General features: G+C 50.7%; 25 protein-coding genes, 8 tRNA genes and 1 pseudogene. 5 read left to right on the plus strand and 29 right to left on the minus strand.

Features of this window, described 5'->3' with window-relative positions; translation table 11 throughout:
* Window positions 1–31: 31 nt before the first annotated feature.
* The 5 genes from FHT67_RS27535 to FHT67_RS27555 all read right to left on the minus strand — a co-directional run bounded on the left by FHT67_RS27535 (window position 32) and on the right by FHT67_RS27555 (window position 7,653).
* Window positions 32–1,618: a SagB family peptide dehydrogenase gene (locus FHT67_RS27535; protein WP_132313096.1), complete on the minus strand. Its 1,587-nt coding sequence runs from the start codon at window positions 1,616–1,618 to the stop codon at window positions 32–34.
* 57 nt (window positions 1,619–1,675) lie between these two features.
* Window positions 1,676–3,613, minus strand: a complete 1,938-nt coding sequence (locus tag FHT67_RS27540; protein WP_167201993.1) for a TOMM precursor leader peptide-binding protein — start codon at window positions 3,611–3,613, stop codon at window positions 1,676–1,678.
* The gene (locus FHT67_RS27545) at window positions 3,610–5,508 is read right to left on the minus strand and encodes a putative thiazole-containing bacteriocin maturation protein (protein ID WP_132313100.1); all 1,899 of its coding nucleotides are present in this window, start codon (window positions 5,506–5,508) and stop codon (window positions 3,610–3,612) included. Before FHT67_RS27545 ends, FHT67_RS27540 begins: the two co-directional genes overlap by 4 nt.
* A 673-nt stretch (window positions 5,509–6,181) precedes the next feature.
* On the minus strand, window positions 6,182–6,979 hold the full coding sequence (locus tag FHT67_RS27550) for a TrmH family RNA methyltransferase (RefSeq protein ID WP_132313104.1): 798 nt from the start codon (window positions 6,977–6,979) through the stop codon (window positions 6,182–6,184).
* Between the two features lie 8 nt (window positions 6,980–6,987).
* Window positions 6,988–7,653, minus strand: a complete 666-nt coding sequence (locus FHT67_RS27555) for a potassium channel family protein (RefSeq protein ID WP_132313106.1) — start codon at window positions 7,651–7,653, stop codon at window positions 6,988–6,990.
* Window positions 7,654–7,810: 157 nt separating this feature from the next.
* Here FHT67_RS27555 and sspI point away from each other — a divergent pair, with 157 nt between their 5' ends.
* On the plus strand, window positions 7,811–8,038 hold the full coding sequence (gene sspI, locus FHT67_RS27560; protein ID WP_207918206.1) for a small acid-soluble spore protein SspI: 228 nt from the start codon (window positions 7,811–7,813) through the stop codon (window positions 8,036–8,038).
* Here the strand turns inward: sspI and FHT67_RS27565 are convergent.
* The 5 genes from FHT67_RS27565 to FHT67_RS27585 all read right to left on the minus strand — a co-directional run bounded on the left by FHT67_RS27565 (window position 8,035) and on the right by FHT67_RS27585 (window position 13,385).
* Window positions 8,035–9,234, minus strand: coding sequence for an alpha-D-ribose 1-methylphosphonate 5-triphosphate diphosphatase (locus FHT67_RS27565; protein WP_167201994.1), 1,200 nt, complete (start codon window positions 9,232–9,234; stop codon window positions 8,035–8,037). The two genes, sspI and FHT67_RS27565, sit on opposite strands and share 4 nt — an antisense overlap.
* Before the next feature lie 126 nt (window positions 9,235–9,360).
* Window positions 9,361–10,461, minus strand: a complete 1,101-nt coding sequence (locus tag FHT67_RS27570) for a Gfo/Idh/MocA family protein (RefSeq protein WP_132313110.1) — start codon at window positions 10,459–10,461, stop codon at window positions 9,361–9,363.
* The gene (locus tag FHT67_RS27575; protein WP_132313112.1) at window positions 10,448–11,149 is read right to left on the minus strand and encodes a ThuA domain-containing protein; all 702 of its coding nucleotides are present in this window, start codon (window positions 11,147–11,149) and stop codon (window positions 10,448–10,450) included. The genes FHT67_RS27570 and FHT67_RS27575 overlap by 14 nt, the downstream gene beginning before the upstream one ends.
* A gap of 31 nt (window positions 11,150–11,180) precedes the next feature.
* Window positions 11,181–12,350 carry a Gfo/Idh/MocA family protein gene (locus FHT67_RS27580; RefSeq protein WP_167201995.1) on the minus strand — a complete coding sequence of 390 codons (1,170 nt, stop codon included), beginning with the start codon at window positions 12,348–12,350 and terminating at the stop codon, window positions 11,181–11,183.
* Between the two features lie 30 nt (window positions 12,351–12,380).
* Window positions 12,381–13,385: a LacI family DNA-binding transcriptional regulator gene (locus tag FHT67_RS27585; protein ID WP_279513622.1), complete on the minus strand. Its 1,005-nt coding sequence runs from the start codon at window positions 13,383–13,385 to the stop codon at window positions 12,381–12,383.
* Between the two features lie 217 nt (window positions 13,386–13,602).
* Here FHT67_RS27585 and FHT67_RS27590 point away from each other — a divergent pair, with 217 nt between their 5' ends.
* Both FHT67_RS27590 and FHT67_RS27595 read left to right on the plus strand, forming a co-directional pair.
* Window positions 13,603–13,944, plus strand: coding sequence for a TM2 domain-containing protein (locus FHT67_RS27590; RefSeq protein WP_132313118.1), 342 nt, complete (start codon window positions 13,603–13,605; stop codon window positions 13,942–13,944).
* A gap of 9 nt (window positions 13,945–13,953) precedes the next feature.
* A complete protein-coding gene (locus FHT67_RS27595) occupies window positions 13,954–14,340 on the plus strand; it encodes an NINE protein (protein WP_167201996.1) in 387 nt (128 codons plus the stop codon).
* Window positions 14,341–14,400: 60 nt separating this feature from the next.
* Here FHT67_RS27595 and FHT67_RS27600 read toward each other — a convergent pair whose 3' ends face one another.
* The 4 genes from FHT67_RS27600 to FHT67_RS27615 form a co-directional block, all read right to left on the minus strand.
* Complete coding sequence (locus FHT67_RS27600; protein WP_167201997.1) at window positions 14,401–15,990, minus strand: peptide chain release factor 3; 1,590 nt, start codon at window positions 15,988–15,990, stop codon at window positions 14,401–14,403.
* Between the two features lie 42 nt (window positions 15,991–16,032).
* On the minus strand, window positions 16,033–16,656 hold the full coding sequence (locus tag FHT67_RS27605; protein ID WP_167201998.1) for a cyclase family protein: 624 nt from the start codon (window positions 16,654–16,656) through the stop codon (window positions 16,033–16,035).
* A 39-nt stretch (window positions 16,657–16,695) separates the two neighbouring features.
* Window positions 16,696–18,237 carry a glucose-6-phosphate dehydrogenase gene (gene zwf, locus FHT67_RS27610; RefSeq protein WP_132313126.1) on the minus strand — a complete coding sequence of 514 codons (1,542 nt, stop codon included), beginning with the start codon at window positions 18,235–18,237 and terminating at the stop codon, window positions 16,696–16,698.
* A gap of 124 nt (window positions 18,238–18,361) precedes the next feature.
* Window positions 18,362–19,105, minus strand: a complete 744-nt coding sequence (locus FHT67_RS27615) for a YwmB family TATA-box binding protein (protein WP_167201999.1) — start codon at window positions 19,103–19,105, stop codon at window positions 18,362–18,364.
* A gap of 120 nt (window positions 19,106–19,225) precedes the next feature.
* Between FHT67_RS27615 and FHT67_RS27620 the strand changes: the two genes are divergently transcribed.
* Both FHT67_RS27620 and FHT67_RS27625 read left to right on the plus strand, forming a co-directional pair.
* Window positions 19,226–19,606, plus strand: a complete 381-nt coding sequence (locus tag FHT67_RS27620; RefSeq protein ID WP_167202000.1) for a hypothetical protein — start codon at window positions 19,226–19,228, stop codon at window positions 19,604–19,606.
* Between the two features lie 74 nt (window positions 19,607–19,680).
* Window positions 19,681–20,349: a hypothetical protein gene (locus FHT67_RS27625; RefSeq protein ID WP_167202001.1), complete on the plus strand. Its 669-nt coding sequence runs from the start codon at window positions 19,681–19,683 to the stop codon at window positions 20,347–20,349.
* 105 nt (window positions 20,350–20,454) lie between these two features.
* On the opposite strand, the gene FHT67_RS27630 is transcribed toward FHT67_RS27625, so the two are convergent.
* From FHT67_RS27630 to FHT67_RS27700, 15 genes and pseudogenes are all read right to left on the minus strand, one after another.
* The gene (locus tag FHT67_RS27630) at window positions 20,455–21,153 is read right to left on the minus strand and encodes a response regulator (RefSeq protein WP_132313134.1); all 699 of its coding nucleotides are present in this window, start codon (window positions 21,151–21,153) and stop codon (window positions 20,455–20,457) included.
* A 12-nt stretch (window positions 21,154–21,165) separates the two neighbouring features.
* Window positions 21,166–22,170 carry a sensor histidine kinase gene (locus FHT67_RS27635; RefSeq protein ID WP_167202002.1) on the minus strand — a complete coding sequence of 335 codons (1,005 nt, stop codon included), beginning with the start codon at window positions 22,168–22,170 and terminating at the stop codon, window positions 21,166–21,168.
* 133 nt (window positions 22,171–22,303) lie between these two features.
* The gene (locus FHT67_RS27640; RefSeq protein ID WP_167202003.1) at window positions 22,304–23,005 is read right to left on the minus strand and encodes a PspA/IM30 family protein; all 702 of its coding nucleotides are present in this window, start codon (window positions 23,003–23,005) and stop codon (window positions 22,304–22,306) included.
* A gap of 2 nt (window positions 23,006–23,007) precedes the next feature.
* Window positions 23,008–23,502: a PspC domain-containing protein gene (locus FHT67_RS27645; protein ID WP_208403633.1), complete on the minus strand. Its 495-nt coding sequence runs from the start codon at window positions 23,500–23,502 to the stop codon at window positions 23,008–23,010.
* Complete coding sequence (locus FHT67_RS27650; protein WP_167202005.1) at window positions 23,490–24,176, minus strand: PspA/IM30 family protein; 687 nt, start codon at window positions 24,174–24,176, stop codon at window positions 23,490–23,492. Before FHT67_RS27650 ends, FHT67_RS27645 begins: the two co-directional genes overlap by 13 nt.
* A 24-nt stretch (window positions 24,177–24,200) precedes the next feature.
* Window positions 24,201–24,512 carry a LiaF transmembrane domain-containing protein gene (locus tag FHT67_RS27655; RefSeq protein WP_208403635.1) on the minus strand — a complete coding sequence of 104 codons (312 nt, stop codon included), beginning with the start codon at window positions 24,510–24,512 and terminating at the stop codon, window positions 24,201–24,203.
* Between the two features lie 335 nt (window positions 24,513–24,847).
* Window positions 24,848–25,337: pseudogene (locus FHT67_RS27660) on the minus strand (spore germination protein); the annotation flags it as partial.
* A gap of 342 nt (window positions 25,338–25,679) precedes the next feature.
* Window positions 25,680–25,761: transfer RNA gene (locus FHT67_RS27665), tRNA-Leu, on the minus strand.
* A 12-nt stretch (window positions 25,762–25,773) separates the two neighbouring features.
* Window positions 25,774–25,850: transfer RNA gene (locus tag FHT67_RS27670), tRNA-Arg, on the minus strand.
* Between the two features lie 19 nt (window positions 25,851–25,869).
* Window positions 25,870–25,943, minus strand: a tRNA-Cys gene (locus FHT67_RS27675).
* Window positions 25,944–25,952: 9 nt separating this feature from the next.
* A tRNA-Gly gene (locus FHT67_RS27680) sits at window positions 25,953–26,027 on the minus strand.
* 5 nt (window positions 26,028–26,032) lie between these two features.
* Window positions 26,033–26,107: transfer RNA gene (locus FHT67_RS27685), tRNA-Gln, on the minus strand.
* 29 nt (window positions 26,108–26,136) lie between these two features.
* Window positions 26,137–26,212: transfer RNA gene (locus FHT67_RS27690), tRNA-His, on the minus strand.
* Window positions 26,213–26,232: 20 nt separating this feature from the next.
* A tRNA-Trp gene (locus FHT67_RS27695) sits at window positions 26,233–26,306 on the minus strand.
* Between the two features lie 3 nt (window positions 26,307–26,309).
* Window positions 26,310–26,393: transfer RNA gene (locus FHT67_RS27700), tRNA-Tyr, on the minus strand.
* Between the last annotated feature and the right edge of the window lie 10 nt (window positions 26,394–26,403).

Genomic DNA, 26,403 nt, shown 5'->3' on the forward strand with positions numbered 1-26,403 from the left:
GCAATGACATTCAATCTGCCTTTTATTTCAGTTATTGCGATAAACTACCCTCAAGCCGTGAACGACTCCGGCATGGGCCGACTGGAATTTGGATCAAACTCGTTTGGCCGAACGGAGTTAATCCATAAAGTTCGTTCATGGAGCTAACGTCAAAGCCTAGCAGCGGACGTCCTTCCATTCCGGACGCGCAAGCAGCGAGCAGCAAGCGCTGAACCAACATTCCCGTTTCCATTTGTTGAATCCGATAACCGCGATAACCAAGCTCGGCGTGAAGATGTCCCCGATCACCCGCCACATGAAAACTCAGCGGCACCTGGAATAAGTTCAAGTTATCCAGCGACATCCCATTCTGAAGCCATGGCCGTTGATCACCAGCCCTAACCAGCTGCAACGTATGCGCTTTTTCATCATAAAGATAGGCACCGTCACGAATGCCCTCAACGCCATAAAAGCACCCGAACAGTTTTACTCGAGACATTGGACTCTGGATCGAACCATCCAAATCATTTCGATAGCGATAGGAAATCATAACCTCTTGCAATAGTGCCGCTAAATCCGACTGACTCACTGCTTCCAATACAAATTCAATTTCTGGCGAGTAACGCTGCCTGCATACCTCTGCTAAATCATACGTCAGTCTGTTTACTTGAGGCAAAACATGAACATCGGTTTGAGGGACTGTCTCTTGCTTTCTTCCAAGCCGTTTAAATGAAAAGGTGGTATCCATCAGGGACGCTTCATTCAATTGGGTCAGCATTGGGTAATCCAGTACTTTTCTTGAACGCATAAAATGATCGTGCCTAATGATTGGAAGCTGACTGCATAACTCTGCTGACGAAATCCGATTTTTATGGTCAATGTCATGGTGGAACCATTCCATGCTTGAATCTACCGCAAGCGGAATTACAGCATATACGCTTTCCTCTGCTTCAGGTAATCCAAGCAAATGGTTGATCGCACGGTCAAGAAACTGAAAGTACACTCCTGTCTCAAAGTCAAATCGCTTCGCCACCTCATGCAGCTGGCCCAATAACAAACCTGCGTCCAACCCCTGTAAACGATACGAGAAATTATTGTATTTAAAAAAGTTTTTCCAAAATACAGTCGATACGAAAGCAACCGCGAAGCAGCTTGTTACGTCGCAGCGATTGCCTAAGGCCTTGCCCACATAGGAATCAAAGTGACCTTCACGCAATAAAATCAAACGATGATGAGCCGCATCATAATGATAAATGCCGCAAGGCAATTCCTCCAGCTTCAAATACATATACATTTCGCTCGGATAAAGACCTCCGCCCGAAGGAACAAATCGTCTGCAAAGCTGCAATGAGCTTTCCCATTTCTCCCCCGTATATTGCTCAATAACCGATTGACTAAGCTGTGCCAGACCGAAGGTGTGCCAAAGAAAATACCCGATATCCCGGAGAGTTGGTTTCTCTTTCTCTTGCCCTTGCTTACCCGTCAGATCTAACGGAACATCGGAAGGGAGAGGAAATACAGGCAAATGACGGTACAACTTATACGGCAGAGGCGCGTTCTCCCAATCCACCTCCATGTCTTGCGGTTTCGTTTTGTCAGGCTCGTATTGCAAGTGGTACAAAAATTCCTTCAGACTCATTTCTCCCCCTCCTAAGTCCCGGCACAAGGAAAACGAACGCATATGAGAAGAAATTACTTACGGAAACGGATGCGGATGACGATTAAGCTCTTCTTGCTTAAGCTGCCCCTTCACGTAACCTAACTCTGCCGGTATTCGCAGCACCCTCTCTAGGCCAGTCAAGCGGACAAGGTGTTGACCGAACGTCATGGGAAGCATGCCGGGAATGAGCACTTTCACACAATGAAGTCCGTTTCTCAGCGTCTCTGGAGTTGACTGATTCACAACAATGACCTCTAGATTAAGATTGCTGAAAGTCTTGATCAACAGGTTTAATTCATCCGTTAAATCCGCATGCCGTGCCTTTGGTTTAAAAGCTTCTTTAAACGAAAGGACCGGACGATCATTATCGAGCAAGAAACTCAGGCGTTCTTCTGCTTCCTTCAAGCCGTACAACATGGAGTGGTCTTCCATTTGCCGAACGAGATAAGGATCATGCAGCATTTGTTGATAGTGCTCGCGGTTGGTCTCTAACTTTTCGTTGAATGCGAGCAGCATACCCGCTATCTCGTGAATTGCGCCTTTTGCAGCCCTCACGGGATCAAGATGCGCCCCTGCGGCGCAAATCATATTTATGCCTTGATTCGTTCTGTTTTTAGCAAGCGCCCACACGCTTGGAATGCCGTGCTCCATCGTCGAATCGAATAAATGCACATCGTAACCGACGACATCGCGTAGTCGCTCCACCATTAAATTCATTTCAAGATCACCCGAGGAATAGGGATCTAAAGGAACGAGCGGCAGCTGCGCGTACCATGTCATTAGGAAAGAATCCCGTTCTACAACCTCCAATATGCCGTAAAATATAGCTTCCTCCAAGCTTCCTCCTAGAGCGCAGCCATTTGAGGTCTCATATACAAAGCCGTGACCGCAGCCGGAGCTGTAATAAGCGAGCAGCTCTGGCACGAGAATCGGCTTCTCCCGCAAGAACGAATATCCCCAAACCCAATCGATGTTCCTGCTTGGGTCAAATGGTTGAAACGGAAAATCGGACCGCTCATACTGCGCCTTATCATGCGTTCCTACCCGAGTTGGGTCCAGCGCAAACTCTGTTAAATGATTGTAACTGTCATGAACCACAGTCTTCTTTCCTCGCGGCGATATGCCGCAATAACGTTCCAATCCTTCCAATATCGCTGTCATTTCACTGACCGCAAAAGAATGCGTACGCCCTGCGCAGCCTTCATCACCTGAGAACATCGGTAAAATGATGCTGGCGTCGGCAAATGGCGACATAAGGTCAATCATTTTTCCGTTCAGGAGGCCGCTTCGATTGTCCAGATAATCTTTGGATAGAACCGCCGTGAGCTCAACCATTGAACGGGTGCGGTAGCTGCTTTCACTGACTTTCGGGCTGGACTGCAGCTTTATTCGCGAAGCTATGGCAGTATCATCCGGTATTTCCCCGCATACGGTGCACTGAGGATCCGGCAAAAAAAAATGGGCAGAGCTGTTGAACGTTTGCAAGTGTATGAGCTTAATATGATTTTCAAGATAGGCCGTATGACGAACAAGAAAATTTTGGGCTTCCGCTGCAATCAGATGAGCCATATGCAATAGTCCGTTGCGGGATGACCAAATATCAGGGAGAGCTTCCCCATGCATAAACTGTTGCAGCTCCCACATGTCCCTCCGATCATTTCCTGCCATTAAACGCCGCAAATCAGCGCATTGCGAGCAGCCTGCCTTCCCTTGAACGACAAGCGGACCAATAACGCCTTCACCAAATGCTACGAACCCGCGCAGCCAAGGAATACCCGATTTCTTAAATACGTTCTCAGCGGTAAAATGAGAGTATGCATCGTTGCCATCACTAAGCACGAGCGCAAGCTCAGTCGTTTCCGGCAATTCGGAAGCCAGATCGTTCACCACTACAAGCTGACAACTTGCAGATAAAATATCGTGTACATAGTCCGCAAGCTGACCTACGCCAACAATCGCCACAATAGCGCTCATTCTTCTACCACCTCTCGAAGCGAGACGCCGTATACGCCCGCCAGTCCCTCTCTCAAAAAAGGTTCCGGTGTTAAGTCAAATACGAGCAGACGCTTGTGGATGCGATTCAATTGCTTCACGGCCATCTGCAATACCCCTCGATGCTCGAATGGATCGCACGCGGGTATCAAAATAGATTCCACATTAGATTCTTTTGCGTTTATTGCAACATGTTCCGCTTTCCCCGCAATTTGAGCGGCATTATTTTGAGCATCAAATAAGGCATGCATTAACACGCTCCGAAGCGCCCGAGTTACATTAAGATCAGCGGCATCATACCACCGGTCATTTGCCTGTAACCATACGACAGGAAAACCTAATACGTCCTCACCCAGTCCAAGCGTTGGGGCCCCCTGCATCGTTGTCAGGGCATTCAAATAATAACGGCATCGTTCATCGGCCACATGACTCAGCTTCACCGGCGAGATCGACGGTGTATGAGCTTCATATGATTTTATTCGTGCATTCATTAAATACTTTTGCAAAGCGCGGCAAACGCCTTCCTCCATCGTCTCGCCAGCACCTACATGAGCAATCTCATCAAAATTCGCCATTCGCGACACGTAAGCCTCGATTCCCCTAAGACCGGCTTCCCTTCGTGCCTCTTCATGCTTATAACCATTGCATATTATTTCAGGAAGAAGAAGCGCAGGGCCGACTGATAGCGGATCAACAGGCTGAACACAGCACTGCGAAAGCGGAAGCTGCCCTAGCTCCCCTTCTTCCCAAATATGGAAGATGCCTGTCTCCGTTGATGTCAGCTGGCTGAGAAAAGGCAGCAAATCGCTTGAAGCCGGTTTCTCTGCATCCGTTCCCGCTTGCAGCCGGGCATCCTCGATCCTCTCGATGAATCGGTGACCATTAACTAAAGGATGGGGAAGAAACGGATGCCAATTCCCTTCCAACGTCTCTAAATTAAGTAGAAACAGCTTATTGTTTTTCTCAAGTTTCGTTACCTCTGCTGCTGTTTTCAACCATTCGAAGACGATTACATTAGCGAGCAGCGCTTCCGCAACGGATGAAGCAGCATGAACATCCGTATCCTTATAAATCGCGGAATGATGAACTCTGCGCCATGCTGATTCCCAATCGCCTTCCGAATTAGAATACGAAAATGGAGCCGCTAACCCAGCTTGCTCAAAAATAACAGCCAGCAGTAGATCCTTGTTTTTTTGTCGGCAAACCTCATTAAGCAATCTTAGCTCCGGTTCTCCATTTCGATCCGAGACGAATAATACAGCAGCATAAGGCTCTACGATGGAAGACCAATCCACAGCCGCATTCTTCGGCAGTCCGATCTCGTCCACCTTGACCTCTGAATCAGACTTACGATAATGCTGTTCCAGCTCCCATATCCGTGTTCGATTCGCCGTTTCCAAGTTCAAGCCTACAAAGTGGAATTGCGGCAAGCCGGATTCAAACAATGATTTGACAAGAGAAACCAAAAAAGTGCCAGTTCCAACGACAAGCACGCTGGACTGACGATACAATTGAAATCGGTATGCACCTGACCCGTCAAAGCTGTCCAAAAATTCAATCTGAGAGTCATATCTCTTAACAACGCTCTCCGGCAGCTGATGCGGACGATCCCGACTTACATCTTGGACATAACCGTTCGCATACAATACTTTAGCAATCTCATAAACATGATTACGGTGTTGTTCCGGCAATCCATCCGTTAAATCATGCATCGTATGCTCGCCATTAAATACGGGTATTAATTTTTCAATCCATTGATCGATTGTACTGCCTTCCATCCGCAATGAACCGATATTGTTGCGAAAAAAGACACTTCCGTCCGAGCCGGGGAGAAAAAAAGTATCTCCTCTTACTTTTAGACGCGTAGAAGGATCCAAATTTCATTCCTCCTTACATGATGAAATCTAACTATTCGAAACATGACTTCCTTTACAATGGTATGTGATTCCACTTGTCCGTCATGCCCGCGCATGCACAAAAAGACACCTCCGCAAACCTAAATCGTTTGCAGAGGTGTCTTGAAGCTTTATTTACATTCCATAGATAATTCTTAGCGACAACGGGCACAGCCGCCGCAACGGGCACAGCCACCGCAACGTGCGCAGCCACCGCAGACGCCAAAGCCTCCGCATCTCGCACAGCCGCCACAACCCCCGCAACCTCCGCAAGAACAAAACCCGATACAAAATCCGATGCAAAAACCTATACATAGACGAGCATTATTGGGATCCACTTGACCTTGCCCCGCATTAGGCTTCAAACTGCTCGCTTTAAACGCATCCGTATTCAGATTTTGAAGATTGTTCTTAAACTCATTCATCTTATTAGCCTCCGTATATGTTCATGTAATGATCATCAGCCCCCCGCAAAATAGGCAAAAGATACAGCCTAAGTTGGACATATGCCGATAATCGTTCATGACATATACGTATGAAGAAATCTCCGCTGGTGTTACTACTCCAATAGCCTACCTGGCTGAACAAAGTGAAATACCGACAAGACGACTGCAAGTAAGTATAGCCCTGTTATTTCTGCCAAATCAATTATTGTTTATTTGTTAAATTTCCGCTGTCTCAAAGCCTCGTACAGCAGCACGGTCGCGGCCATCGCAACGTTCAGCGATTCCGCTTCGCCTTGCATCGGAATAATAACCGACTCATCAACCGTCTGTCTCAGCGCTTCGGACAGCCCCTCCGATTCATTGCCCATCAGGAGCCAAGTGCCGACGGTCCAGTCATAGGTATAGCAGGTATGCGTAGCTTGCAGGCTTGTCCCAACAAGCTTGATTCCTTTGCTCTGCGCCTCGGGCAGCAGCTCCGCAAGATCCGCCTCGATAATCGGCAGATGAAATAAAGAGCCCATCGTGGAACGCACCGTCTTCGGGTTATACAGATCAACGCTGCCTTTGCCCAGCACGACCGCATCCGCGCCCACCGCATCGGCGCTGCGGATGATGGTGCCGACGTTGCCCGGATCGCGTACACCGTCCAGGACAACAACAAGGCTGTCATTGCGAAACAAAGCGGTATCGTCCCGCTTCAGCTTCTCCAGCACGGCGAACACCGGCGGCGGCGTATCGGTCCCCGTGCATTTCGCCATCACTTGGGTCGTTGCCTGCACCCATTCCGCTCCGCCTTCCCGGGCGAGCTGCTCAAGCTCATGCGGAATGCCGCGCTCCGTATTATACACGACGCTTTGCACGGCAGCGGAGGACTTGAATGCTTCTAGCACAAGATGGACGCCTTCAATGATAAAGAGGCCTGTCCGGTCCCGGTATTTTTTATCCAACAAGGAAGCCCATTGCTTCACCCGGTCATTTTGGATGGAGGTTAATAATAAATGATTCATAATTCCGCTCAGCCTTCCGAATAAGCTATTTCCAAATTGGATAAATCCGCGTTTCTTCCAACGATAACCAATACATCCTCCTGACGGATAAGATCGTCGGCATAAGGAGCGATGTTCATTTGACCATTAGTCTTGATCGCCATTACATTGCATTTGAATTTCGCCCGGATATCCAGCTGCTTCAAGCTCTTCCCGATCATGGCTTCCGGTGCTTTCAGATCAATAATGCTATGATCCTCCGAAATTTCGATATACTCGAGAATATTGGGGGAAATTAAATGATGAGCGACGCGCAGACCCATATCCCGCTCCGGAAAGACCACTTTATCCGCGCCAATCTTCGTTAGCACTTTGCCGTGCAAATCGTTTTGCGCTTTGACGACAATCATTTTAACGCCGAGATCCTTCAGGATCAGCGTAGTCAGAATGCTTGCCTGAATATCTTCCCCGATGGCCACCACGACAACGTCAAAGTTGCGGATGCCAAGCGAACGAAGCGCTTCTTCATCCGTCGAATCCGCCGATACGGCATGGGTAACTTTATTAATGGCGTCCTGGATTTTGTCTTCGCTCGAATCGATAGCCAGCACCTCAAAGCCCATTTCCGTTAGCGAACTGGCGATACTGGAGCCGAACCGCCCCATTCCGATAACTGCAAACTGTTTCTTGGCCATTTCGTTTCATCCTACTCCCTTCAAAAAACCTGCAAGATGCGTTTACGACACTGCCTAATCCCGATTATTATAGCATATCCACCGCGCCCGGATGAAAATCGCCCGATTCGGAAACAGTAAAGAAGTACAATTTAAAGAAGACTTGGAGGGAATCCGATTGATTAATCTGGATTTGCGTCAAGCCATAATCAACAACGTCGGAAACAACACAAAAGAAGAAATAAAGGACGTTATTGAGGACTCCATCGGCAATGAGGAAAAAACGCTCCCCGGACTTGGTGTATTGTTCGAGCTGATCTGGAATGAGATATCCGCCGAGGAGCAGTCAAGGCTTGTTGATGCCTTGCATTCTAAGCTTCAGCAACTGAAGCCGGCTGCGACCTAAAGCACATCCGCTGTATAGACCGTTTTACCGCCTACAAGGGTATGCGTAACCCAAGGATGACCCTGGTATTGATCAACGAGTATTAAATCTGCTGCTTTACCCGGCGCAATCGTTCCGTAATGATCGGCAATGCCAAGCGCCTGCGCCGGGTAGAGCGTCCCCAATCGTACAGCCGCCGGCAAATCCAACACTCCCTGCTCTGCAAGCATAAAGATAGCCTTTAATATAGAGGACGGATGATAATCCGAGCAAATAATAGCGGCCTTACCTTCCTTAATGACATCCAATGCGCGCAGGTTATGATCTTGGGATCCTCCCCTGACGAGATTAGGCGCTCCCACGCATACGAATAGGCCTGAATTTGCGGCATAGCGGGCCGTTTCCATATTAATCGGAAATTCCGTTACCGAAACGCCAAAGGCCCTCGAACGCTCTACCTGTTCAACCGAATCATCATCATGAGAGGCCAATCGAATGCCCTGCCGTTCAGCCAAACGGCTAAGCTCGCGGAGATTCTCCCAATCAATCTGGTTTCGGCGCATAAGCAGCTCTTCCACGATAACCTGTACTTCTTCCATGCCTACGCCTTGATTTTTCATCACATATCGTTCAAAAGAACCCGGTGCCCGATATTGTCCTTGACCCGGGGAATGATCCATGAAGGATAAATAATCGATTTTCCCCTCGTTGATATACTGCTCCACGATGGAATAGCCTGCCAAATAAGAAACCTCGTAACGCAAATGAATTTTATTGCGGATAACCGAGCGCTCTTTGCGGTACTGATCAATACATTCAACCATTCCGGTTAACAGATGATCCCCCCGCAGGCTTAAGCCAACGCCAAGCGACAAAGAATGATACATCGTAGTAATGCCGTGAAGCGGCATTTTGCGTTCAAATTCCAGGAACGCCATGGCGAGGGGAAATAAGGTATTAGGTCTTGGCTGCACTTCCTTCTCGATCGCATCGTTATGGATATCGATCATGCCGGGGAGAACATATCGCCCTGCTGCATCAATCTGATGCAGAGCTTCATCGCCGCAGCTATGCTCATATTGCCGAATAGCTTCGTCATCCGACAGAAGCGCGTCGATGATTCCGTCCTTCACGGCGATCGCTTTCGAAACGAGCCGGTCTTCAAGCACAACAACCCCGTTCCGGATAAGAAGACGGTTTTTCGTTTGAGCAGTCATCAGGCCATAACCCCTTTCATGCTTCTCCCCAAAAGATACCATAATTTAACTTTCTTCATAAGAGGGTCCCGGCGAAAAAAAAGCCGGCGGGTTTAGCCGCCGACTTGTTTCAGAGAGTATAAGAGATTAGTCCAAGCTGTTCGGTTGAAGACCAAGCGTAAACGGAGCCGGCTTCTCGCAGCTGCTCTTCATCGTGTAATGTACGCCTTGCTCTGCCGCATCGAAGAAGCCGTGCATCGCTTCTAGCACGTGATAAGCAAGCTCGCCGCTTGGACGCGCTTTGCGTCCGGTAAGCGCCGCTTTCGCAAGATCGGCAGCACCTAGACCGCGTACGTTATCCGTGTTCGGATACACGAGCGGAATTTCCGACCACTCATGAGAGCCCGCGCGTTTGAACTTGATTGGACCGCCAAACGTATTCGGATCCGGCACAAGCAAAGTACCTGCGGAGCCGTATACTTCAATGCGAGGCAAAGTGGATCCGCCTCTCACGTCAAAGGTTTGCAGAATCGTTCCAATCGGACCGGATGCAAACTCGATAATGCCAGCGACATGGGTCGGAACCTCAACCTGAATTTTTTGACCAAACTTCGGCTGGCTGGTAATCGTCCGTTCCGGGAACGAAGCGCGGGCCATGCCGGTTACGCGGCTGATAGGTCCAAGCATAGCTACCATAGCGGTCAGATAGTATGGCCCCATATCAAACATCGGGCCGCCGCCCTTCTGATAATAAAACTCCGGAGCCGGATGCCACATCTCATGTCCGCCCGACATCATAAAGGCCGTTGCGCCGATAGGCGTACCGATCCAGCCGTCTTCGATCAGCTTAATGCTGGTCTGGATACCGCCGCCTAGGAACGTATCCGGCGCGCTGCCTACAAGCAGCCCTTTGCGTGCCGCAAGCTCAAGCACGGCCTGCGCTTCTTCGCGGGTCACCGCAAATGGCTTCTCTACGTACACATGCTTGCCGGCTTCGAGTGCCTGCAGGCATACCGCCGCATGCGCCTGCGGAATCGTAAGGTTAATGACCATTCCGATCTCCGGATCGGCGAGCAGTTCTTCCACCGAGCAGCCGCGGATGCCGAATTCCTCAGCCTTTGCCTTCGCGCGTTCTACATCCAGATCCGCGCAAGCGACAATTTCCATCGAATCGAATTTATTGCCGTTGTTCAAATACGCGCTGCTGATATTGCCTGTTCCGATAACGCCGACCTTAAGCTTTTGCATGAGCGTGAGTCCCTCCGTTTACCGCTGCCGTTTTGCCTTCCGCGCACCAGTTGAAGCCCCGGCGCATCATCTCCTTGACAACGGGAATATCGATAATGTTCGCTTGATGGCCAAGCGAGTTGTAATAGACGCGTCCAACTCCCCAACGTTTCGTCCAGGCAACCGGCATATCAACCGCCTTGTTCAGGGAATGAGGTCCTTCGACAACAGGGAACCGGGTTGTGGCAAGCACTTCAACGGCCGGATCGACATGCATGTAATACTGCTCGGTGCTGACTTCAAAGTCCTCGATGCCTTCCGTCAGAGGGCTGGAGCTATGCTTGATGTTTACGACATAATCCGTGCCGTCATTGCCCGGATGCGCGACCCATTGGCCGCCGGTCATGAACTGCCAGTCCACGTTTTCCCGGAAAGCATCGCACATGCCGCCGTGGCAGCCGGCAAGCCCAACGCCGCTTTGAACGGCTTCCGATACGTTTTGCACATACTCCGGCTTAATCTTGTCCATCGTCCAGATCGGAACGATCAGATCGAGGCCCTTCAGCTTTTCCCCGTCCGCAAACGCGTCAAGCGTATCCGATACCTCAACCTCGTAGCCTTCCTTCACCAGCACGTCTTGAAAAATCCCCGCAACTTCCTTCGGCTGATGACCGTCCCAGCCGCCCCATACGATCAGTGCTTTTCTCATCGTCTTCGCTTGTCTCCTCTGTCCGCAGAATTTATTGAAACTCTTTCAGTGCAACCCAGCGCCGTTCGGCAATCGAACGCTCTACCGCAACAAGCACCTCTTGGCATCTCACGCCGTCATGGAAGTTCGGAACCGGCTGGCGGTCTTCGGCGATCGCCGTCATCAGCTCATGAATCTCATGGGTGAACGTATGCTCGTACCCGATCGTGTGACCGGCCGGCCACCAGGCATCCATGTAAGCATGGGAGGCATCGGTTGCCAGTACGCGGCGGAAGCCTTGCACATCGTCGGCATCCTCCGTGAAGTACACCTCAAGCTCGTTCATCCGCTCGAAGTCGAACTTGATGCTGCCTTTGCTGCCGTTAATCTCGAATGCGTTCGTGCAACGGTGACCTGCCGCAAAGCGGGTGGCCTCGAAGCTGCCAAGCGCCCCGTTCTCGAACCTTGTCAGGAACAGCGTCGCGTCATCAACCGTTACCTCTCCGCGCGGCGCATCCGCACCGCTCTTCGTCGCGCTAAGTCCCGTCATCGATTCGGAAACCGGACGTTCCTTGACGAACGTCTCTTCCATTCCGATGACTTCCTTGAACTCGCCAACGAGGAAACGGGCCATATCGATCAAGTGAGCGCCAAGATCGCCATGCGAGCCCGAGCCGGCGATTTCCTTCTTCAGGCGCCATACGAGGGGGAACTCCGGATCAAGTATCCAATCCTGCAGGAAAACGGCGCGGAAATGATGGATTTTGCCGATACGGCCTTCCGAGACCAGCTTCTTAGCCAATTGGACAGCCGGAGCAAAGCGGTAGTTAAAGCCAACCATATGCTTAACGCCGGCTTTTTCGGCAGCAGCCAGCATTTCGTTAGCATCCTCCAGCGTCAATGCCAGCGGCTTCTCGCAGAACAGATGCTTGCCCGCTTCGGCGGCCGCAATCGTAATCTTCTTATGAGCATCGCTTGGCGCGTTAATGTCGATCAGATCAATATCCTGGCGTGCGACCAGCTTGCGCCAATCCGTCTCGCTGCTCTGCCAGCCGAATTGCGTCCGCGCTTTCTCCAGACCGACCGGATCGCGGCCGCAGATCGCCGTCATTTCAGGCAATGCCGCGGTTTCCGGGAAAAACATCGGCAGCGCGCGGTACGCGTTGCTGTGCGCCTTGCCCATAAATTTATAGCCAACCATGCCGACACGAAGTTTGCTCATTCTTAAACTACCGCCTCTCGAATACGTATTTTAGGTTGTTTCTCGCTTAATCAGTTGAACGGGAAGAATCGTATTCCCCGGCTGTTCGGCTTCCTGTGCCAGCAGCTTCATGGCCGCTCGCCGTCCCATCTCGTAAAAGGGAACCGATACCGTCGAAAGCTTGGGCGTTACAATTCTGGAGCTGTCCGAATCATCGTAACCGATCAGAGCGATATCCTTGCCTGCTTCAATGCCATGCTCCCGGAGGCCGTCCATCAAGCCAATCGCCATCCGGTCGTTAGCCGCAAAGACAGCGTCGATCTGCTTGCCCTTGATTCCCTCCGCTAACCGTGAGGCCGCTTCATACCCGCTCTTCCTGCTGTAGTTACCGGTGAAGATCCGCTCGGCCGCGAACGGAACTTCGGCTTCCTCCAGTGCGCGCTTATAGCCGGCAAGCCTGTCCCCGCTGCTCGAGAAAGCGTCCGGCCCGTTTAGGAAGGCTATCCGCTTGAATCCGTTTGCAATCAGATGCTGAACAGCCGTATAGCTTCCCGATTCATGGTCCGCATCTACGGTCAGGTATCCTTCCTCGTCAAACCGTTGGTTTACAAGGCAGAACGGATATCCTTCCTCCTGAAGCTCGGCTAACGCGGCACGTTCCTCGGCCACATTTTGAGCACCCAGCACGATACAGGCATCCACCTTCTGCGTCCGGAACAGCTTTGCATAATCGCGCGGACTATCCGGCTCCCGGAAGATCAGCAGCAGATCATAGTTGCAGGCTTTCGCCGCCTCGCCGATCCCGCTTAATATTTCCGCGAAGTAATAGGTCGAGAACAGATGAACCTTCGGCACAAACGGAAGAATGACGCCAACATTCCCGCTTTTCCTTCTGGCAAAACGCTGGGCAAGCGCATTAGGCACGTAACCCAGCTCTTTGGCCGCCTCCAGCACGCGGATTCGTGTTTCTTCCTTAATAGGCCCTACATTGTTAAGTACCCGGGATACCGTTGCCTCCGATACACCGGCCAGCTTCGCTACTTCTTTCCTGCTGATAGTCGGCGCCTCCTGTTATTGCACTTATTGCTTAAGTCATTTGCTGCTGTTTCTCTGTAATGTACACGCGTACATTATGTCATGAAAGCGCTGTTCCGTCAACCGGGTAATCCAATAAAGATTTCCACTATTTTTACGAAAATTTGGGTTGTATGATTTTTACATAACCCCTATACTTTAGCTGGTGGACTACAATTTAGATAAAGGGGAGCAGTACATGTCATTTAACATCGCGCAAAAAAGCCAACTAGACGCCAGGGAGTTACTTCTGCTGGAGCAGGAAGTGAAGGATCGGGGCAAAAATATGGTCATCGCTTACGTGCTCTGGTATTTCCTCGGCATGTTTGGCGGTCACCGCTTCTATCTCGGGCGTACGGGCTCCGCGATTGCACAGCTTATTCTAAGCATTTCCGTTATCGGTCTGATTGTGACTTCTATCTGGTGGATCGTGGATGCCTTCCTCCTGCACCAATGGGTGAGAGACCGCAACCGCGCTGTCGAGGGTCAGCTTATTGATGAAATTATGGCTCACAAGCATTTCCACGGTGGCTCGTTCTAGGAGGTTGTCATGAACCGACAAGACCTTACGCTTAATGAGCTGATGGTATTCAACTCCGAGATGCGCAGTAGCGAGAAATCAGCGGCTATCGCTTATCTGATGCTTCTAGGCGGTCACCTCGGCGTACACCGCTTTTATCTGAAGCGCAAGAAAACAGCCATTTTCCAGCTGGTTCTCTTTCTCATCGCAACTCCAGCCTATATATTACTCAGTATTGCTTCCGCAGCTGAACAAAAGGCCTTGCTAATTATCAGCACCATCCTATTCGCTCTTCCCGCTGCTGCCTTGTTCATCTGGGTTATCGTGGATCTCTTCTTGATCTCCCGCATGGTCAAAGCGTACAACAAGGAAGTCGAACGTGATTTGATTGAGCAAATTATCCGCTACCGAAAATAACTATGCAAAAAATCCCCTGATCTCAACCGATCAGGGGATTTTTTATGAGCGTGTTTCCGTTTATGGGGCGGTCTCCAGGAATTTCATCGTTGGATTCTTATCCATCGCCGTACGCATCGCGTATTCATTCTCGAAGAGAACAACGTAATTGCCTTTCTTGTCCTTCACAAGGGTAGAGTTGATCCGGAACTTCGAAGGATCGATCTTATCGTCAATGATCCAGCGCGCGAATTGGAATGGCATCCGGTGCAGCTGAATATCAACGCCGTACTCGCCCTTCATCCGGTACTCGAACACCTCGAACTGCAGGTGGCCGACTACGCCAAGAATCGTTTCGTCAGCAAAGCCGCTTGCAGAGTAGAACACCTGAATGGTACCCTCCTCGGTCAGCTGATCGATCCCCTTCTGATACTGCTTATGCTTCAAGGCGTTCTTGACGGTAACCTTGGCAAAGATCTCCGGAGAGAACGTGGGAAGCTCGTCGAATACAACCTCGGAGCCTTGCGACAAGGAATCGCCAATCCGGAAAATGCCCGGGTCGAACAAACCGATAATATCGCCCGGATAAGCCGTCTCGACAATATCGCGGTCCTGCGCCAGGAACTGCTGCGGCTGGGACAGCTTAATGTCCTTGCCCGCACGGACATGGCGGACGCTCATGCCGCGTTCGAAACGTCCGGAGCAAATCCGAAGGAAGGCGATACGGTCGCGGTGCGCCGGATTCATGTTGGCTTGAATCTTGAAGACATAACCGGAAAATTTCTCGTTTGTCGGGTCGACCGAACCGCTTGTGCTCATCCGGGGAGCCGGCTTTGGCGCAAGCTCCAGGAAGTTCTCCAGGAAGGTTTGAACGCCGAAGTTGTTCACGGCGCTTCCGAAGAAGATCGGCGTCAATTCGCCGGCCCGAACCTTATCGAAATCGAATGGGTCGCCCGCTACATCAAGCAGCTCCAGGTCCTGGATAAGCTGATCATGCAGGTAGTCGCCAGCCATTTCGCGAATACCCGGATCATTATAGTCTTCGACTTTGCGAACCTCGATCGTGCTGTGGTCATTGCCCTGGAACAGCTCAACCTGATTTTTCATCCGGTCGTATACGCCGCACAGCTCGCGGCCCATGCCGATTGGCCAGTTCATAGGCACCGAACGGATGCCAAGGACCCGCTCCAGCTCTTCCATCAGCTCGAACGGGCTTTGACCTTCACGGTCAAGCTTGTTAATGAAGGTAAAGATTGGAATGCCGCGTTTGCGGCACACCTGGAACAGCTTGATCGTCTGCGCCTCGACGCCTTTCGCAACGTCGATCAGCATGACCGCGCTGTCCGCCGCCGTCAGCGTACGGTACGTGTCCTCCGAGAAATCCTGGTGACCAGGCGTATCCAGAATGTTAACCCGGTGACCTAAATAATCGAACTGCATCACGCTGGACGTAACGGAGATACCGCGCTGCTTCTCGATCTCCATCCAGTCGGATGTAGCATGGCGGCTTGCTTTGCGGGCTTTTACCGACCCTGCAAGACGAATAGCTCCCCCGAATAAGAGGAGCTTCTCCGTTAACGTGGTTTTGCCGGCGTCAGGGTGAGAGATAATCGCAAAGGTGCGGCGCTTATCTACTTCCTGTGTGATTTCATTACTTAACGTTTGGCTCATGCTTGCCTTCCCTTCATGGCGTTGCCGCGAAGCAACGCTCCTTTATCCATTCCCGATCAGCAGCGCGCGTGCCGGCGCAGCTTCGATACCGGTCAATTTCAAAGGCGCAATCACCATGAAATAAGAGCCGGGAGGCACTTCCTTCAGGCGAAGCCCTTCTACAATAATGACATTGTTGCGGAACAGCGTCCGGTGCGTTGGATACTCCGCCTGGGAGCGTTCAATTCCGAGTCCGTCCGTTCCAATCCCGCGAATCCCTACCTCAACGAGATAACGGGCGCCATCGTCCCGCAAGAATACAAAATCGGATTCAAAGGAATCCGTAAATGAGTTCTTCGTTTTTACGAGGATGAAATCGCCCTTTTGCAAGCCGTGCTTCTCCAGGTCTTCTCTTGTGATGCTGTCGTTCACATCCGTGAAGTCCAGAACCCGGGCGTTGCCGACGAGCTCCTCGAGACCAAGCGTCTCGATTGTTGCGCCATCCTCCAGCATATGCAGAGGCGCATCGACATGGGTGCCGCAATGGACATCCATATCGATGCGCGATTCGTTAACGCCGTCTGGAGAGGTAGGCTGAGAGTTGATTTCCGGCTGCTTGCCGTCATGGTTGCCCCATACCGGCATGCCCTTTTCGATTGTCATCGAAATATCGTAAACCTTAAACATAAAGGCATATCCCTCCGTCAGCGGTGCGCTAGGAATAAATTACTTGCCGCTATTCGACACCCAAATCACATTGTCTTCCGCTTGCCCGTTAACCGGCCACCATTTGAAGCCGTCTTCCGCCAGCAGCTTGTCGGCTTTCTCAGGGCCCCACGAGCCTGCGGGATAATGCTGGAGGTCCGAAGAATCCTCGCGCCATGCGGCCGCAATGCGGTCAACGAATTCCCATGCTTGAGCTACTTCATCCCAACGGGTGAAATACGTCGAATCGCCGCGAACCGCGTCATGGATCAAGCGCTCGTAAGCTTCCGGCGTATTGATGCCGATCTGGCAGCTTTGGCAGAATTCCATATTAACTGGCTGTACGGAATTGTCTTCGCCCGGAGTCTTCGCATTTACTTTAATGTAGATGCCTTCCATCGGGTTAACGCGGATAACGAGCAGGTTAGGCTGCAGGTCGTGGCGCTGCGCGAACAGGACGTTTTGCGGCATCGATTTGAATTCGATTACCACTTCCGTTGTTTTCACCGGAAGACGTTTGCCTGTGCGGATGTAGAACGGTACTCCCGCCCAGCGGAAGTTGTCAACCGCCAGCTTGGCCGCAAAATACGTTTCCGTGTTGGAGTTCTCGCCAACCGAGTCCTCTTGGCGGTAGCCGGGAAGCTCCTTCCCGTTGAGGGAGCCTTCGCTGTATTGGCCGCGTACAACCAGATTGCGCACTTCGTCGCTCGATTTGTACGGACGAAGGGAACGAAGCACCTTAACCTTCTCGTCGCGGATATCTTCGCCGTGCAGACGGCTAGGCGGCTCCATTGCGATCATTGTCAGCATTTGAAGCATATGGTTCTGACCCATGTCGCGCAGGGCGCCGGATTTATCGTAGTAACCGCCTCGTTCTTCCACGCCAACCGTTTCGGAGAGCGTAATTTGCACGTTTGCGATATGGTTATTGTTCCACAGCGGCTCAAAAAACGCATTCGCGAAACGGATGACTTGAATATTTTGCACCATCTCTTTGCCGAGGTAGTGGTCAATGCGATAGATTTCTTCTTCCTTGAATACTTGCGTGATTTGGTCATTCAGCTTTTGCGCCGATTCCAGATCATAGCCGAACGGCTTCTCGATTACGACGCGGTGCCAGCCCTTGGATTCAAGCAGTCCGCCATCGCGTAGGCTGAAGGATACAGGTCCGAACAGCGACGGTGCAAGCGCCAGATAGAACAGACGGTTGCCCGGAATATCGAATTTGGCATCCAATTGATCGGACAGTGTAGCCAGGCCGCGGAATGCTTCCACATTGTTAATGTCAAGCGGCATATATTCGAAGTGCTCCGCGAAGCGGTTCCAGAGCTCTACGTCATCTGCTTTGTAACGGCAAAATTCCACGATCGACTCGTACAGGTCGGCGCGGAACTGTTCGTTTGTACGCTCTCTGCGTGCGAGGCCTACAACGGCGAAATTTTCAGACAGCTTTCCTTCTTTATATAAGCTGAACAAGGCGGGAAACAGCTTGCGCTTCGCCAAATCGCCTGTCGCCCCGAAGATATAATAAATAGCGCCTTGCGCATTTGTTTCAAGGTTCATAACAGTTCAGTTCCCTCATTCTTTCCATATATTTTTTTATTTTTATTTATGTAGTTTAGCATATTAATCCTTAAACTGCTATTCATCCAATCATAAAAAAAACTAATTGGCCATCATATTTCTTCTAATCGTTTCCTGCTTCCGAAACCGTGTAATCTCCCGTTATTAACGGGGTTCCGACGATCAGGGACAGCGCCCCGGACTCCGTTTCCCGATGCTCGGCAATTTGCAGATTCGCCTTCTTCCCCGCTCCCGCTTCTACGGAAGAGAACAGCTTTTCCGAATAGTAAGCCTCGCTGACCGTTCCACTCTCGTCCTTGTACCGGTCAACCCGTTTGCCCCCCGAGGCCTGGGCCAGACGCTCCGCTGCGTTATTATATTCCGTCAATCCCCGAACCGTCATACCTCCGGAATAGGAAATGCCCGCCTTCTTCAGTACGTCTTCCGTGCGTTTCACAACAGCAAGCAGCTGCTCCTTATCCGCCTTTTGATTGGTCGTAAATACAAGCATTGCCTGACGGTCCGACGTTAACGGGAATATGGACAGTGTTCCCTGCTCCCGACCCTTTTCATCCGCCTGAAGCTGTTGTTCCGCCTGCTCTAGGCCCGCTGCTTCCCCTTCGATATCCCATCTTATGGTCCATTCGGAATCCGCTGCGCCTTTGCTGTATAGCTTGTCCGTCCACTGCCATAGCAGAGCGAGATCATGGGTTACGATACCCGGATTTTCATCGGACCGGAGCTGATCCCTGTTGAAGATCGCCCAGACCATGCCGGTAACCAGCACCGCTGCCGCCAAAATAACCGCCCGACGTGCTTTCTGCCGATTGGACTGCTCGGCTGTCTTTTGAACAAATCGATTCGCCACGATGATATTAACCTCCCTTGACCATCTATTACCGCTAGGTGTTTGACCATACCTATTCGCCTCTGGGTGAATACACTGGTTGCAAAGCCTATTGCAAGTAAACATAAGGAGGAGCCTGAAATGGAACAGATTTATCCTCTTGAGGAAGATAACGTATCGCGGTTTTGCGGGATGCCGGTGTATATCATTATGAAGGATGGATCGAGGCATATCGGCATGCTGAGCAGATGCGCTGGCGGAAAGCTTACGCTTAACGGAGATCCCAACGTTTCCGCTGCCGATGAGCCGGAGGCTGTTCCGGTTAAATCCTTGAAAAAGGGCAAAAAAAGCTCGAAATCCAAATTGCAGCAGAAAGCGAAATCAAGCAAACCGGAGCAGCCCGTACAGACGCAATCCTACCCGTTTGACCCTTACTACTACGAACCTCGCCCGTATTATCCGTTCCGCGATTTGATTACGCTGGACTTTGCGCTGATTGCCTTTTTATTTCTTTTGTTCTGACAGACACCATTCGCCAGCCTTTGCCGCGAGAACATCGTAAGCTGATCTTACCAACCGCAAAGGAGGCCGCTTAAATGCCAATGACGATGTCTATATCGCCTGCCAGACGAACCGATCGGCTGCATCCCGCTGCTGCGGTTCGGCCTTACGGCAAAAGTTCGTTCCGTGAAGAAGAGCCGACAAGGCTGCCTCCCGGATCTGCTCTATTTGACAGCTTTGATTGGGGCGCCCCTTACCGTCATGCTGCCGAAACGGCGGCAGGATGGCTTCGGCTCAGCAGACAAGCCCAGCTCAGGATCAGGCTCTCCGCCCGTAAAATCAAACAAAACCCTGCTTTGCCTGTCATTGATGAAGAGCTGCAGACAGTAGCTTCGACCGTAAACGGACTGCTTGCTTACTTTAAAGAGGCTGAAGCCTTCCTGAGTCCGCAGCTTAGGTTCTCTATTGAACAAGCAATGTCCCATTCCGCTGCGGCTGAATTTGGGCTTTTGCATGAGAACGGCACCTGGCAGCTCCAACTCCCTGCTTCCTGCAAGAACGAATCCTCCGTTCAGCTGCTCATAGGTCCAAAAGGCTGGCTCACCAGTCTTCATAAAGCGCTGGAAGAGCCTCTTTCTGGGAGAGTATTGGATTTGCTGCGCAAAGATATTCCGTTACTGCAGCCTTATAGCTGTTACTACAATTCCATGGCAACCTATTGGCCGTTTCCTGCAAGCGGAATGCTTCTTAACCGCCGCCTTTAACTTATTTTAGCAAAAACTGGGCTTTCCCTCCAGACGCCATACGAAAAAAGGGGCCTTCCTAAAGTTTAGCTTCAGGCTAGCCCCTTTCAGATGAAAACATGCTTATTAATCCGCAATTCCTTGCTTATGCGCATAGATCGCCGCTTGCGTACGATCCTCAACGTCAAGCTTGTTAAAGATGTTCGTAATGTGGAATTTCACGGTCTTTACGCCGATAAACAGCTCGTCCGCTATTTCCTGGTTGGACATTCCTTGCGCTACCCGCTTCAGCACGTCCATCTCCCGCTCCGTCAAATCATCATGAAGCGCGGCCTGTACCGGCTGCTTTGGTTTGCGGAGCCGGTTCATCATCTTTGCGGCAACCTGCGACTCCAGTACCGATTGTCCGCGTGCCGCTGCCCGGATCGCATCCGCAATTTCCGTTGCCCTAGCCGTCTTGAGAAGATAGCTGAACGCCCCTGCTTCAATCACGGGATACAGCTTGCTATCGTCAATAAAGCTGGTTAATACGATAACCTTGCATTCCGGGTACAGCTCAAGCAGCTTTTGCGTTGTTTCCACGCCATCCATGCCATCCATAACAAGATCCATAAGCACGATGTCAGGCTTGTAGGCCTGAGCCAGCCTGATTCCGTCATAGCCGTTGCTTGCTTCCCCTACGACCTCGATCCCCTCTTCGGTATCGAGCACCGCAGCGAGTCCGATACGCACCATCTCATGATCATCCACTAACAAAACCTTTATCCGTTCATTCAGTTGCTCGATCGGTTCCACCTTATTCACCGCTTCCTTCAACTTGTACATGGCCCTGCATCTCTATTCGCCGTCAATCGGAACCCGGATATCGATGCTTGTTCCCTCTCCCGGTTTCGAGATCATATGTAAATAGCCGCCAAGCTCATTCACACGCTCTTCCATCGTTAATAATCCGTAAGAGGTTTGTTTCTTCGCTTCCAGGTCGAATCCTATGCCGGTATCTTTTAATAACATACGTACTTCGGGGCCTTTCCGATGCAGCTTAATTTCCATGCTTTCCGCTTTTGAGTGCCGGAGGGTATTCGACAAAGCTTCTTGCGCGATCCGGAACAGATGATCTTCCGTTTCGGGCTTCATCGTAATCGAATCGTCAACGTCCAGATCAATCGCCATCGGAACCTTCTGCTTAAGCTCGTCCACCAGCGCGGTTAATGCGGCTGCGAGATTTTTCCCGTCCAGATGAACGGGTCTTAAATGCAGCAGCAGCGCGCGCATTTCGGACTGCGCTACAGACGCCATCTCCTCGATGAGCTGTACCTGTCTCTTCGCCCGCTCCCAGTCCCGCTCAATCGTACGGCTGACCGCCGTAGCCGTCATCGAGATCGCGAACAGCTGCTGACTAACAGCGTCATGCAGTTCTCTTGCAAGACGCTGGCGTTCCTCTATAACGGCCGAGAATTTGACCTTCTCCGTCCAGATCGCGTCGCTTTGCTCCTGTTCGGACACCGGAACACCGCCTTCCTCCTCCGACGAATTCAGCGTTACCCGATAGCTTCGCCGGCGTTGCTGTTCGCTAAGCCGTTCAACTGCCTGCTTAAGCTTGGAATTCTGAAGAAAACCAACGATCGCCGCTGCTGCCATTGCTGCTCCGATTACGGTGAGTCCTAAGATAGCCCACTTGCCTTGAAACGTATACAGCCGCACGTAACCAATCGCCTGCAGCACAATGATGACAAGACTCACGATAATAATGAGCCATAATACGGTCTCGGTCACATTTTTGCGTCTAGCTTCTTTATTGGGCCTATCCGCACGATGGTGCTCATTCGCTTGTCCTTCAGCCATCTTAGGTCCACTCCTTCTAATACGTACGCAGGGAAGAGCAGACCGGTTCTACCGACAATTTCATTAAGTTAAAGCTTAATGAAATTGCGGTTACCCGGTCCGCTCTTCTTGTCTTACGCATACTTCTAGTTGATTATACTTCTTCCGGTTTGTTCAGCTTGCTTTTTAACGCTTCAAGCTGCTCGTCAACCTTCAGCTTTTTCTCCATGTCTGCGGCGCTGAAGGAGCCTGTAGTGCTGCCTGTGCCGCTGTATGCCGCCGCGTAAGGAGTGCGAAGCACATCCGCTTCGGCTTCAAGCTGCATGATTTTCTCTTCCATACGGTAGAAGCCTCTCGATGCGGTACCGCTGTCGATCGTATGGTTGGAAGAATTTTGAGCCATTTGCTTTTGCGCTTTAGCGATTTGAGCGCGGGATGCGAGCTCATTGCGTTTATTGCGAAGCTGGTAGAACTCATCCTTCATACCGTGCAATTGCTGCATCAACTCTTCAGCTTGCGTTTTCGCTTGCGCATGAAGCTCGCTGTATTCATTCACCTTTTGGTCGAAATAAAGCTTTTCCTCGAGCAGCTTGCGAGCGAACTCTTCTTGGCCGGCGCGAAGCGCTGCTTCTGCCTTCGACTCACGGTCGGCGATGCTGCGTACGGCTTCATCCAGACGTTGCTTCAGACGGCGCTCGTTCGCCATTTGTTTCGCTACCGTTACTTCCGCTTGATGAATTTCCGATTCCATATCACGCAGATATTGATTCAGCATGACTACCGGATCTTCCATTTTATCCAATACCTCATTCACCGATGCCTTAGTCAGATCCTTCATTCTTTTAAAGATTCCCATTGTTAAATCTCTCCCTTCTCGTATTTAGCCAATTTGGCGCGTAATTCTTCGACTTCTTTGCGGAGTGCTTTTTTCTCCAAATCATCCATCATGCTATCGAATTGCGACGACGAGGCTTGCTGGCCGGGACGTGCTTGCGAGAAGCTGTCCCACTGTCCTTGCGGAGGGTTTTTGTATGGACCGCCAAAGGAGGAACCGAAGCCGCCTTGGCCGCCTTGCCCACCGTTAAACCCGTTGCCGTAACCGCTGCCGCCGTAGCCGCCTCCAAACCCGCCAGGTCCGAAGCCGTGACCGTTATAAAACGTTGGCTCCTTAGGAACGATAAGTCCGGCAATGATATAGACAGGAATTGCGAAACCGCTCGTAAAGATGGTAACTACGATTAGCAGGATACGGATAAGAGTCGCATCGACATTGATCATTTCCGCGAGTCCGCCGCAAAGACCAAACAGCTTCTTGTCGCGGGTGGAGCGGTACAGTTTTTTCAAGACGACCATCCTTCCTTCTCAAGCTTCTTCTTCAATTGCTGCAGCTCGCGTTCGATTACGGATTGTACCTGATTGCCGGCTTCAGTGATGAACTCTTTGCCCATCCGGCGAAGATCATGCAGGCTTTTTGCCTCCATCTCCATATCGCCGATCCGGTCTTCCAGTCTGCGGAACATCGAGCCTGGCTGAATGCCGCCCGCTTGGCCGCCTTCCGTATACCGCGCATTCATGCGCTGCTGAAGTCTGAGCGACTCCATTCTTGCAGCGTAGTATTCGCGTTTGTCATAGACGAGCTGGTATTCGCTCCGCATTTCGCGAAGCTGGTCTTCCAGGTCCATCGTATTCTGACGGCTTTGCTCATAAAGCTCGCGGTATTGATTCGATCGTTCCTCGCTTGTTGTTTTCTCGTGAAGGGCGATTCGTGCAAGCTGCTCTTCGCCGGCTTTCAGAGCGGTCAGCGCTTGCTGCTCGCGTTTTTCCTTCTGCTGCTCTGCTTGCAGCCATTGCGCTTTCAGATGATTGCTATGTCCCAGATATTGCTGGTGCAGCCGTTCCGCTTGAATAATCTCTTCGCGTGTCGACCAGAGGAACTGATCGATCAGGCGAACCGGATCTTCTGCTTTCTCCAGTCTTTCATTTAAATTTGCCACTGTAATGTCGCGCACTCGCCGCATAATGCTCATGTATGGCCCTCCCAACTTTTTTTATTAGAAATGTCGATTATTGTTTTTGCTTTTTACCATTGAAATACCAAACAGGATCAGCACGACCGCAATACCCAGCATAATCAGCTTCGACAATGCCGGCAGCAGCATCAGAATACCAATTGCGCCAACGATTCCGCCGATTATCTTTCTGTTGCTTCTCCAGGCAACTACCCCGAGTCCGATTAATACGATTGCGAACAGGGTACCTACCAACGCACCAAGATGGATGCCGAAGAATTTAAGTACCATGATACCGCCTGCAACTGCAAGCAATAAGCCTAACGCTTTTTTACCATCCATTGCTTCTTCCACCGCCTCTCAAAGATTGCTTTGTTTTTCTCTTCTTGTGAATCTCTCTTGCTTATGTTCCTATTGTAGATCGAATCCGCGCTTTCTAAAACGGACCAACGGCGGTTTCTATGCTAGACCTAGGTCGAGTCGCTCTTCCGCCTTAAGGGTCGAAACCTGACCGGAAACGTAAAAAAGCGCCGTACCCTTATCCAAGAGTCAGCGCCTCATGATGAAGAATGGTGCCCCTTGAAGCTGAAACGGAAAGCATCCATGCCAAGCAGCCCCACCCCAACTCAGCTGCTTATCGGACTTTTACGCCAAAGGTTTTCTCCTTATACGCGACAATCTTTATGGTTTAGCATCTCCTGATGAAAGGTCGTTATGGGGATATAAAACAATAACAGGGCAATAAAAATGCCGACGAAACGGAGAATCCTTATTAGCGAGCTGATATTGGCCCGCTGCTAGTACTCCTTGCCGAATGCATGGAAGAAATAAATAAGGCTGGAACCACTAGTACATGAGGTGTGCCATCCACCAAAATCGCCAATTTGCCTTCAAGAATTTCTGCAGCGATGACGTCCGGACGTTCGGAGTTGTATATAGTCGGAAACGGACTGTAGGCGGAATCCTGAATCAACTCCTCCATATAGTCGCTTTCCAGAATCCCGTCAATGTCTATCCTGGATAATCGGTTACGCACCTCATCGACAATCTTGTCTGTTACAACACCGTTAATGTACATAATCGATATATCCGTTTGAGACATTTTGCCAAGTTGAATACTTTCGACCCGCAAATTCGATTTTTGATTTTACTGCGTTTCAATGCCGTATTGGTACAGAGTCATTCCGTGCAATATAAACTCTCGAACCGCTCCTGTATCCACCAGGCCATCCGAATAAAACAAGTTCACTTTTTCTGCGTCCGGCCAGAGAATTCCATATGGAATTTCTTTTAAAAAAATATCAGCACTTTTTCCGAAAGTTTCTATAATTGTTGCAATGCCTCATTGATTCATGCTGCATCACATCACCCGTATTTGACTGTAATCAGTATAGTCATCCCCATTCAATATAAACAAAAAAAGCACCCGTCGGAGGTTAGTCCGTCAGGTGCTTATTATTCTTGATATGAACAAAAAACGCTAACTGTACAAAGTACAATCAGCGTAATCATTTCAATATATGGTGCCGGTGAGAGGACTCGAACCTCCACGGTTTCCCTCACGATTTTGAGTCGCGCGCGTCTGCCATTCCGCCACACCGGCATTTGGTAAATATGGCGTGCCCTAAGAGATTCGAACTCCTGACCTTTTGATTCGTAGTCAAACGCTCTATCCAGCTGAGCTAAGGGCACATATTTATTGAAATAATTTTGGAGGCGCCACCCAGACTCGAACTGGGGGTAAAGCTTTTGCAGAGCTCTGCCTTACCACTTGGCTATGGCGCCACCTCGTTATGGAGCGGAAGACGGGAATCGAACCCGCGACCCTCGCCTTGGCAAGGCGATGCTCTACCGCTGAGCCACTTCCGCATAAATGGCTGGGGATCAAGGATTCGAACCTTGGAGTGACGGAGTCAAAGTCCGTTGCCTTACCGCTTGGCTAATCCCCAACAAGTAAATCTGTTCTTCAAGTAAATAATGGGGCGATCGAAGGGAATCGAACCCTCGAATCTCGGAGCCACAATCCGATGCGTTAACCACTTCGCCACGACCGCCATATTCACTTAAAATAGTTTGGCAGGGGCAGCAGGAATTGAACCCACACCAAAGGTTTTGGAGACCTTTGTTCTACCTTTAAACTATGCCCCTATATGGTGGAGGGTGATGGATTCGAACCACCGAACCGTTAGGAAGAGATTTACAGTCTCCCGCGTTTGGCCACTTCGCTAACCCTCCGTAAAAATGG

The organism is Paenibacillus sp. BK720, assembly GCF_011761545.1.
GTDB lineage: Bacteria > Bacillota > Bacilli > Paenibacillales > Paenibacillaceae > Pristimantibacillus.